The sequence below is a fragment of the Flavobacteriales bacterium genome (genome assembly GCA_013214975.1).
In the GTDB taxonomy this organism is placed as follows: Bacteria; Bacteroidota; Bacteroidia; order DT-38; family DT-38; genus DT-38.
The window spans coordinates 1-10,875 of sequence record JABSPR010000221.1; the positions used below are offsets into that span (position 1 = coordinate 1).

The following is a 10,875-nucleotide window of genomic DNA, read 5'->3' on the forward strand; positions in this document are numbered from 1 at the left end:
TAACACCAAATTATTGAAAATACATATAGGGTAATCGGTTAATAATAATCTGATTAGCGCGTAGGCTGTTCAGTGCAACAAAGCGATAAAATTAGTGGGGTCCCTTGGACCCACGTAATTTTTGATCGCTAGATGTTGGGCTTTGTTTTTCTTCTGAAAAAAATTGAATTGGAACCGCAAACAATAAATAAATACAAAGCTTCGGGCATTTCGTTTGGCACCATAGCCATGCTTATTTTATCTATAAGAGGCAGAGTAGGGGAAGTTTCCAATCAATAAAAGCTGGGCGTACTATTCTGTTAATAGAGCATTAAACTTAGCTGCTGTAAATGGTGTTTGGAATTTGATGGAGCTAACCGTTAATAAGAGTAAGCATGTTGTGTCGAATCCGTATCAATATTACGATAAAGCCGAGGCCGAAGAGATAATCCAAAACTTGTTTAGTGCTAATAAAGATACTTGCACGAGTATATTAAATGTAAAGCGACCAAACATTGTGGTAGTGCTTTTAGAAAGTTGGAGCGGCGATGTTATAGAGTCTATTGGTGGCGAAAAAGGAGTTACTAATGAATTTCACATACCGACGAAAGAAGGTTTAATGTTCACCAATTTTTATTCAACTGGTTTTAGAACCGAGCAAGGTCAGGCTGCTTTTCTTAGTGGTTTTCCTTCTCAACCAACCACTACAATTGTTAGAGAAACAGGAACGTTCGAAAACATACCAAATATTTTAAACCCGTTAAAAAAGGCTGGATATAGTTCAATGTTTTATTATGGCGGCTATCTTTCGTACGCCAATACGCGTTCTTATTTACGTGTTGCTGGTTTCGATCCCATCTATGGAGAAGAACACATTTCGTTTAAACAAAAAATAGAATGGGGTGGTTATGATGAGGAATTATTCGATAATTACTTGTCGGAAATGGAAGCGCCCAAAGTGCCTTTTTTTCATCTAATAATGACATCCACTAGTCATGAGCCTTTTAATGCACCTGTTGATGGAGGGTTTTCGGGTGATGATAAGGCAGATTTTTACAGAAATACGGTGTCGTATACAGATAAGTGCTTGGGTGATTTTATGCGGGAGGCAAAAAGTAAAAGTTGGTACGACAGCACTTTGTTTATTATTTTAACGGATCATTGTAGCCCTTTGCCTTATGGCAGAAAGAGCTACGAACCCGAACGGCATCACATCCCATTTTTAATGTTTGGCAATGTGCTTAAAGTAGAATATAGAGGTGCGGAGTTTAGCGATGTTGCGTCGCATTCCGATTTTGTATCTACTATTTTAGCACAGCTTGGTTTGGGTTATGAAAAATTTAAGTGGAGTAAGAATCTATTTAATCCTACGTCAGAAAAGTTTGCTTTTTTTGCTTTCGATGAAGGTTTTGGTTGGGTAAATAATGAGCAAAAATTGGTTTTTGATCATCAATTTGGCGATATCATATATAAATCTCAGGAAAATGTATCGGATGAAAAAAATCAAGAATATTTGAAATCTGGCAAAGCATATTTGCAAGCGCTTATAGCCGAGTATGTTGACTTTTAATGTGTTCGATTGTGAAAAATACCGATGAATTTGTTTTTATTTTATTTTTAAGAAGAATTGTGAAAAAATACGCATAAAAATAGCAGAAAAGTTATTCACTTTTGCTTCAAAAGCGTTGAAAATAAACGAATTTATGAGTATTTAATAGGTGATTGTGAGTCTCATAAATAGCAGTATATTCGATGACACTCATTGAATTAAATATGCTATATTCGTATCATATCAAGTTTACAAGCATAAAATCTCAGAGAGTATGAAAAATTTAAAAAAGTACAAATTCGGCATTGCTATTATCGGGCTAATAATTTTCTTCACGGCATGTGAGAAAGATCAATTATTAGATCAATTATATCAAAATGGTGCAGGTCAATCTTATTCCGATAACGATCTAATTTCGATTATAAATGATCTATCAATTAGTGCTGACGAAAAAGAAGATTTACTTTTTGAATCGATTCCATTAACAGATGCAGTTTTAATTGCATTTGTAAGATCGGGTTCGATTTTTGATGATGCTTATACTTTAGATTTATTAACCATTAGTTTCCCAATTTCAGAAAATTTAGGCTTGTCTATATTGGCAAGTAAATTGTCAGATGAGATTAAAGGCGAAATAGGTGATATGAACGGTTGGTATTTCGATATCCAGAAATCAATGGCTGCGGAAGGGGAAGAATGCTACTACCACCCAATGAATCATGAGATTTTTATCGATCACATTGGCGAAGTACACAGTGCTGGTTTAGATGAATATATTGAATATGAATCTGATATTTTAGTTTTTGATGCTAACGGTGATGTAGATGAAGACTTAACAAGTGAGAGCACATATAATTTTCTTGTTTCTTTTATGGCCGAGGAAATTCCATGTTTAGATGGTATAACAGCTGAGCCTATTCCATGTGTAGTTGGTCCAATTCCTGGTCAAGGAATGGGTTACATCTGTGATACTCCTATGACGGCTACTACATTAACTGCTATTGTTGAGCAGGTAACACAAGATGTGAACGAGGACAAATATAAAAGCGTTGATAAGGATTTAATGGCTGAAATAAAGGCAATCTACGGAAACGAGGAAGGTAAAAGAATGGAGAAGATTTTACGTGACTACATTAAGAAAGCCAATTTGGATAAACCTTATGACGTTGCCGGAATTGGCGAAGAAGTAGTTATAGGCGGCATGGGAGGTCCTGGCCCGATGGGCGGCGCAATGGGTGGTGCTATGGGTGGTGCTATGGGCGGCCCAATGGGTGTCGATATTATGGGAGCAGGAATGGGCATGGGAGAAGCTGATGAAGCTAGTTTGGCCAAAATGGACATTTGCGACTTTATTAAGGTGGCTAATTCGTTTCAGGACTTAGTAGCAGGAGACAACAGCCTTTCTACTGAAGCAAAGAATTTATTGCTGATGTATATCTCTATTACGAAGCATTCGAGAGTTTATTGGGAAATTCAATATGCCGACGAAACCTCTCCTTATCATGAAACAATGACAGACGAACCAAATATTGAAGTATATGGTAAAGGTTGGAATACTGATTATAAGAGATTGGATCAGCGGTCGTACAACGCAGATGGTAGAGGCTTAATTGCTGGAGCTATTTCTGCAGCGGCAGGTGGAAACATTTGGTCGATAATTGTTGCTGCAACTTACGGAAGTTTAAGTGCAAGTATTAATACACAAAGAGACTTATCGCCGCGTACTAATAGATAGGCTATAGATCAAAAAATATTCTGAATGGAACGAGGGATTTTGTTAATGCAAAATCCCTTTTTTATTGATGTTTTTGGGTGTTTTGTTTTGCAAATAAAACGATTAATGTAATCAGCAACATCAGGCCCGATAAAGTCCAAGAGCTATAGTTTAGTCCTTTGTAAGGGATGAAATAGAAAGCATACAAATAAGTGAAAAGGATTCCACCACAGGTGGATATGCCATAAACAGTTCCTGCAACGTTGCCTACTTCGTTATCTTTGTTTGATAGAATCCCTATTATTAATGGACTCGTCATGCCGAGCAAGCAAACAATTGGCGCAATAATAATTGCACACGAAATATTAATGCCAGTTATTAGGCTATATGCCATTGAATACTCTAGAATGAATTGGGAATAAAATGGAAGTCCTAAAAGCATCACAAAACATCCAAATAGCGAAGCAGCTAATATTAGCATGGGCTGAAATTTCCGTGACATAAACCCTCCAATAAAATATCCCAACGCCAAACCGCCTAAGGTAAATGCCAGTACGGACGACCAAACGTACAACGAGTTGCCATAATAAGGCGTAAGGTACTTGGCGCTTATTAATTCGAGGCCCATTAAAACACCTCCCTCAATACACGAAGTAACCAAGAGTAAATACTTTATTAAAACAGTGTTGTTTTTGCTCATTTCGAAAATATGCCCTCCCCGTTTTCGAAATTAATATTGGTAAAGTTCTCAATCATTTCTTTTCGCCATTGTTGCATGCTGGTAAAATTCATAAGTTCCATAATAGGCTTATCATCAACAAAAGTAATGGCGTCATTTGCAGCAGTAAGTCTGGTTATTTCGTCCTTATCAACACAATCGAACAAAGTATACTTAGCGCAACAATGGTTTCTGTTACCGAAATCAATATCGTTGTAATTAAATTCAGTTTTGCTCACTACAAAAATCATATCGTGAAACAAGTCGTTCGCTATGCCTTGTGGTCGGAGAGTTTGAACATGTAAATTTACACTCGAAATTGTTTTATGAATCGATCTAAATGTTAAACCATCTACACCTTCCAAAGTACCTTGGTAATTAACTATCAGCAGGCCATCATCGTTAAGAATAGTGCTTATCTTCTTAAAGCATTCTTGCGAATAAAGATACGATGGCTGCGACTCTGCCTTGGCAATGTCCATTACAATGATGTCGTATCTCTTGGTGCCTACTTCAATAAAATGCCTGGCATCATCAATCACCACCCTTGTGTTGGTACCTTTAAAGTTGAAATATTCTTTTGCCAATTGCGGAATGCGTTCATCCAATTCTATGGCATCAATTTCAAAATCCATTCTTTCAAATTCTGTTACTAAACTGCCAGCTCCAAAGCCAAGCAGAAGCACTTTAGAACCTGCTTCTTTAAACGAACAAGTAGCAGAAATTTGATGAACATAGCTCCAGTAAGAAGTGGTGTATTTATCTTTTCTTACCAAGGTTTGGTTGATGTTGTTAACTCTTAAAGAAATACTTTCTTGATAGTTATCTCCAAAGGAAACATCTTCTACATCAGATATTTTTATTTGCCCAAGTATGCCATGCGACTCATGTACGGTAATCATGCTTCTTCCTATCGCAGTATGCTTTGTTGCTGGAGGAACAATTGTAAGTCGTTTGTAGGCAGGATATAATAAGACGATGAAAACAAGCACATAAACTTGGTAAGATTCCCGTTTAAAAAAGCTTGCGAAAATGAGGATGAATAATAAAAGGCCCAAAAGAATAGATGGCATTATTATTCCGAAAGCTGGAATGATTATAAAGCCAAAAACAAAAGCTGAGATAATTCCTCCGATTGTAGATAGACCGAAAATTAAGCCAGCATTAAAACCCGCATTTTGATATTTGTCGGTAGAGCTTTTTACAATAAGAGGCGGAATGGTTCCGAAGCAAAACAGTGGAATTCCGATTATGAAAATAGGTGCTACAATCAACCCGGTAGACATGCCCAGTTTATATGTGAAAACTAAAACAAACGGTGCATACATGTACATGTATACAATGGAGATAATGGCGGCAAACATAAAGTATGCGATGGACTTATCCTGATTGGCATACTTTCGCGATACAATGCCTCCAACAAAATACCCTAGTGTTAAACTAATTAGGGTAGCACCGATTACAGATGCCCAAACGAAAAATGAAGTGCCATAAAAAGGCCCAATCATTCGAGATCCAAGAAGTTCTACTCCCATAACACTGGCACCTTCAAATAAGGCAATTATCCAATATTTTAGGTTGCTTATCCCTATGTTTGATTTGCTCGTCACTAAGAAGTTAATTGATGTTTTTCCTCGTTACAAAAATACAATTTAGCAAAGAGATATATTAAATAGATTTGAGTAATGAGGAGCTAAAAGGATAGTAATTTATTCTTCTTTTTCTTCAACGTATTCTAGGAGATCGCCGGGCTGACAATCAAGCGCTTTACAAATAGCATCTAATGTGGTAAACCGAATTGCTTTTCCCTTGCTTTGTTTTAGAATCGACAAGTTAACCGTAGATATATTCACTATCTCGGCCAGCTCCATTAATTTGAGCTTCCTTTTGGCTAACATGATATCTAAATTAACTACAATCGGCATCTATTAAATTATGAGTGATTCTTCAAATTGATTTAATAGGTTCTCCCAGTTCTCCTCGTTTTTTCCAAGTGAATGCCACGTATCAAAACGAGCCGAACAGAATTCGATGGTTGCCATCTCTCCTTTTTCTGTAATCTCTATGTAGATGTTTGATCGGGGGAAAACCCCGTCGTTGGTTGTGCGAGCAAATATTGTACGACTTGTTTCGTCGCTTTCAATAATATCGATTTTAGATTCTTTTAGTAATTCAATGAAATTCTCGTAAAGCAGATCGGAAGGGAAGTCTAATTCCATGCTGCGCTTGTATTTTGCACAAAGAATATTGAGGTTACTTGTAAAGTAAGATTTGAAATTTGGATTATTTCTTACTAGAAAATTGAATGCTTTAATGACTAGGAAAATTCCAACTACAGGAATTAACCACATGAAAGTGTCCATGTTAACCTGTTTCCAAGGAACAAAAGACACAACAAGCAATGTAGAAATAACAATTACTATATTCCGATTCATTAAGAAGTATGCATATGGTTCTACAGCTAAAGTTACTTATGAGTTAACGAAAAAATTTCTGGTGCCCATAACAATTTTGAACAATGTTAATATTAGCGCTCTCATGATCATATTTCTAATGTTAAGAATTTTCATTTTTATCATATTCAATAATTTTGGGTTGTTATAATGCTAAAGTCGGAAATCTGACAATGAAATACAAATATAAATTAACGAAAAACGTTAATTTGTGCAAGTCTATATTTAATGCGAATTTATACGTATAGTCCTGTAGGTCTTAATATCAGGTGGTTTTTTTGATGATTAGGTCAATAAATTGTAATTATTGCAATGTGATTCCCGAAAAGCTCCAAATTAAAAAGGCGAATAGGCAATGAAAAAACTAAAAAGGTATTTTGAAACGTTAGTTTATCGAGGATAAAACAGTAGACTACTTGAAAGTGATTTTTGAAAACCGGTGACTTTTCTTCCTTTGTTCAAATAAAATTAATCTTTTTGGTAGTTTCTTGCCCGAAAGATTCAAACAGAAACAAAGCAAGAATTCTCAATATTTAAGTTGCTTTTTTTGTCATTAAAAAAGGGCTTAAATCAGCTTGTAGTGCCTGAGTAGTCTATTGGTTAAGTTGTATTAAAAAGAACTTTTAAACCTTAGATGGCTTTAAATAAAAAGGTTTCTTCCAACAGTGTCGGAAGAAACCTTTCTAAAAAAATATATGTTGCGAAATAGGCTAAACTATGTCAATTGAGTAGCTGCAAAACGTGCTTTCCACTCTTCACGACTTCTTACGTTTAAGCCATCATCAATGTGTACTGGATCTTCGGTATTAAAATCTCCACCCCAACGCAATGTCTCATCATCTCTAATGGCATCAATAAATCCTTTAACGCTATCGTGCCAGTTGGCTTCGTTGCTCTTTTTAAGGTATGCAGAGTTGGCCCATCCTCCAGGGAATACAATGTTCATATCGATTGCATGGCCGGCCATGTGGTTCGACATTTTTGATGGTGTTACAATCGCTCCTTTAACGTTGGCATCTTTTCTGAAAGAACTGGTAACATGAATTTTGATTCCAAATTCTCCAGCATACTTATCAATTTTTTGCAATTCTGGTAAAAACAAATCATCTGCCAATACTTTTTTACCTTGAAAATTGACGCCAATAAACTCGGTAAGTGTGGAACCGTCAGACGAGGAGGCTTCTTGTTTAGGATTGTCCATCCATTTCTTACCGTAAAAAGCACCATGTTTAACCATCATTGCTTGGATAACCGTATCCGAAATAAAAGTAGGATCTTCACCTTCAAGTCCTGCATCGGCAATAAAAGCAGTTACTGCAGCAATAGAAGAAGCTCCGTAATGCCCATCGTTTTTATACTTGCTCCAATTTAATTGTTTGCCATAACCTAAATCGTTCATAATAGTTTGAAACGAAGAAATTAAAGCTTTAGAAGTTGAACCTTCTTTTAGTTCAATTTCGTTTTTATCCTCTTGCCAAGCTTCGTGCAAATCTTGCAATTCGTCTAAACTTTCGTAAAGTATAATTAAACGTTCTCCAATCTCTTCAGTAATTTCTGTTCCATCTGCTTCAATGTCATTCTTTTTACAAAACTCTTGAACTGCAGCGATACAGTATTCATCGTAAAATCCCGAATCAGCATTAACTTCCCAGTTTAACTGATCGCCAAAGCCCATTTCGTTCATTAATGTTTGGAATTCTTTAAGATCGGCATTGGGCTGAGCTACACGTAGCACATTGGTCATCATGCCCGCTTCTTTTAGTCTTTCGACAACACTTAGGTTACTCATAATTAAATTATTTTAGTTATTAACACCCAATTTAGCAAAAGTGGCTTAACGATGCGTAACATGAGTTAATAATGAACAATTCGACACATCGAGGGCTGTTATTGGCGTCCATGTAATGAGTATATCAGTTATCATGGTATTCTGCGATAGGTCTAAGCTCGTTAGCGTGCCGTAATAGCATTCTAATTTGTTTAGGCTGGTGAAGTATTCAATGCCTGATAAGTCCGACATGTAGAGTAGCCTAAGATCACCCGTAAAAGCGTTGGCCTCCGCTATGTCTATTTCGTCATTACCGTCCGTGTTCAAGTCTGTATTACTTACTAGGTTAGCTTTAAACGCTGGGTCGTTAAATTCTATTGATTGCCCCAAAGAGCTAATCGATATAAGTAAAAGTAAAAGTGTTGTTTTTGTTTTCATGTTGTTTTATTTGAATTGTTCAAATTAGTTAACTTTACTGAGACCTGATAGTTTAGCTTAAATCTTTTAACATAATTTCCTTAAGAAACTTGTAATGCTTGCCCTCTAATATCTCGATTAAAAGACAACAATGTTTCCATGCACATAATTTCTTCCTGTGCCGTAATCGTCCTGTAAAGGTATCGCAATGCAAAGGGGTGTTTTACCTTCAATCTCTAACCTTCTTATTGTTGACTAGGTCTTTTCGCTTCTTCATCTTCACTTATCATAGGCCAACAGTTTTATTATTGATCTAAGATAGATCGCGCCGTGTACATATCCTTTTATAAAGATGGATTGCTACAAAACAAGGCAATTGATTACCGTTAAAGTAACGTAAGAGTAGCGGTAAGGGGGTTTCGCGATAGATACGCGTACACATGCGAGGCAAATCAAAACATTACGCGCGCGCGTATTGGTCACTTTATAACCTTAGTATTCTAATAAGGAAATTCAGAATTAAGCAACACAATATTAGCGTTCATTCTGTTGCTGATTTGTTACTAGGAAAAAAGAAAGCCCCTGTTTTAGGGGATTTCTGAGGTGTTTAAGTAGCGAGAAAGGGACGACGATCGAACCTAAATCTGTTAGAAGGAATGGCGTTATTGGCTGTAATTCCTATAACTAAAGAGTCTTAACAAAAAAAGCCTCATATTTTCATATGAGGCCAATCATAAACCAAACAAGCATAGGGTGAGAACCCATTGAACTTGGGTATTCTAAACGCATTTATTATTATAAAATTGTGATTAACAAGAATTAGCGAAGGGACAATAATCTAAGCTGAATGTAGAGCTAGGATTGAAACTATTAGCAAGAATCTCATTAACTAGTCGATCCTTATGAACTCAAAGTCATTTTTGGGAAGAAGTATGTTAAAATGATTTCAAAAACCTGAATCAACGATAATTTGACTTCACTTTTCAACTGTCTCATCATCTTCTTAAGATTCCATCCAGTAGCAGCTAAAAAGGCATTTATTTGTGGTGAATCTGGTCCACTGAGATAGTTCTGTGCCATTCTGAAATCTGTTTTTAAATGTCCTATAACGGGTTCTATTGCAGCTCTTCTTCTGAATTTTTTCCGTTTACTTCGCTTTTGATATTCTGTATCTCGTTTTAGAGGTTTGTAGTCAGGTGTAGATATTTTAGTAGTTCCAATTTGTTTTTGTCCTTTTCCTCCTCGGTCATACACTACCTCTTGAGGAGTATAGTTAATATTTGATTTCATCTGACTTAATAGAGGTTCGATGGTTTTACTATCGTGTGGATTTCCTTCAAATGCCATGATTGAAGTAATGATCAAACTTTTATAGGTGGTGACCAAACCAATCTTATTTCCAAACTCATATTGTTTATGTGCTTTTCCCTTGGCTATACAAGCTGTAAAATCCTTGTGCAGACTGTAAACTTTATCTTTGCTTGAACGTTCTTGGGTAAGAACACGATAATACAAATCAAATTCTTGTTGATATTCATTGAGCACAGGTTCTGGAAGTTTTCTTTCCAACTCTCTCAATAATCGTCCAGCTATCGTTTTTAATTTTCGACCTGATTTTTTTGCCTTCTTTCTTCGTTTTGGATGGGATGAATTGTGCGTATCCCGCACTAATTGCTTGGAAACTTTGGTATACGTTTGTCGTTGCTCAACGAATTCTTTTTGAGCTATACCATTACATTTATCGATAATTTTCTTTGCTAGCTTAGCGTCTGTGGGAAAGGTGGTATTGTTCTCGGCAACCGTTGTATCGGAAAGCGTTACCTTTTCTTTGGCTGCTTTTCCATGAAGAAGAACAGAATATGCAAATATCCTTTCAACTCCTGGTTGACCTATACGCTTTCTAAAATGAACAAAGTCACTGGGGTCGCAAGGAAATTTATGCTCAAAATGAGCCATGCCACAAAAATACTGCATGTACGGATCGCGGATCCAAGCTTCACATAAGGTCTCATCGCCCAAATTGTAAATCCTTTTCAACATTAAAGAACCAACCATCAAACGTATTGGCATTGCCGGCATACCTGTAGAAGAATAGAGATCAGCAAACGCATCTTCAAAATATTTCCAGTCAATTTTGTCGCCCAATAACGCCAACTCATGATTCAAATTAATGAACTCTTTAAGCAGGGGTTGAAATAAATCTTGTTGATCTTGAGAAGTTGATTTTCCTATCATTTATTGCAAGGTTTTCCTACTAAGATAGCGATTTGCCTGCAA

Annotated in this window: 9 protein-coding genes; 2 read left to right on the forward strand and 7 right to left on the reverse strand. The window is 36.4% G+C overall.

The genetic code is table 11. The features are described 5' to 3' along the window. Window positions 1–346: 346 nt before the first annotated feature. On the forward strand, window positions 347–1,549 hold the full coding sequence (locus HRT72_07430; GenBank protein ID NQY67537.1) for an LTA synthase family protein: 1,203 nt from the start codon (window positions 347–349) through the stop codon (window positions 1,547–1,549). Window positions 1,550–1,802: 253 nt separating this feature from the next. Beyond that, window positions 1,803–3,263 carry a hypothetical protein gene (locus tag HRT72_07435; protein ID NQY67538.1) on the forward strand — a complete coding sequence of 487 codons (1,461 nt, stop codon included), beginning with the start codon at window positions 1,803–1,805 and terminating at the stop codon, window positions 3,261–3,263. A gap of 61 nt (window positions 3,264–3,324) precedes the next feature. Here HRT72_07435 and HRT72_07440 read toward each other — a convergent pair whose 3' ends face one another. The 7 genes from HRT72_07440 to HRT72_07470 all read right to left on the reverse strand — a co-directional run bounded on the left by HRT72_07440 (window position 3,325) and on the right by HRT72_07470 (window position 10,833). Further along, the gene (locus HRT72_07440; protein ID NQY67539.1) at window positions 3,325–3,942 is read right to left on the reverse strand and encodes a fused MFS/spermidine synthase; all 618 of its coding nucleotides are present in this window, start codon (window positions 3,940–3,942) and stop codon (window positions 3,325–3,327) included. Further along, window positions 3,939–5,570, reverse strand: a complete 1,632-nt coding sequence (locus tag HRT72_07445; protein ID NQY67540.1) for a fused MFS/spermidine synthase — start codon at window positions 5,568–5,570, stop codon at window positions 3,939–3,941. Before HRT72_07445 ends, HRT72_07440 begins: the two co-directional genes overlap by 4 nt. A 99-nt stretch (window positions 5,571–5,669) precedes the next feature. Beyond that, complete coding sequence (locus tag HRT72_07450) at window positions 5,670–5,885, reverse strand: helix-turn-helix transcriptional regulator (GenBank protein ID NQY67541.1); 216 nt, start codon at window positions 5,883–5,885, stop codon at window positions 5,670–5,672. A gap of 3 nt (window positions 5,886–5,888) precedes the next feature. Beyond that, window positions 5,889–6,395, reverse strand: a complete 507-nt coding sequence (locus tag HRT72_07455; protein NQY67542.1) for a hypothetical protein — start codon at window positions 6,393–6,395, stop codon at window positions 5,889–5,891. A 733-nt stretch (window positions 6,396–7,128) separates the two neighbouring features. Continuing rightward, on the reverse strand, window positions 7,129–8,202 hold the full coding sequence (locus HRT72_07460; protein NQY67543.1) for a M15 family metallopeptidase: 1,074 nt from the start codon (window positions 8,200–8,202) through the stop codon (window positions 7,129–7,131). 45 nt (window positions 8,203–8,247) lie between these two features. After that, on the reverse strand, window positions 8,248–8,619 hold the full coding sequence (locus HRT72_07465) for a hypothetical protein (protein ID NQY67544.1): 372 nt from the start codon (window positions 8,617–8,619) through the stop codon (window positions 8,248–8,250). An 879-nt stretch (window positions 8,620–9,498) separates the two neighbouring features. Continuing rightward, window positions 9,499–10,833, reverse strand: a complete 1,335-nt coding sequence (locus tag HRT72_07470) for an IS5 family transposase (protein ID NQY67545.1) — start codon at window positions 10,831–10,833, stop codon at window positions 9,499–9,501. Window positions 10,834–10,875: the final 42 nt, after the last annotated feature.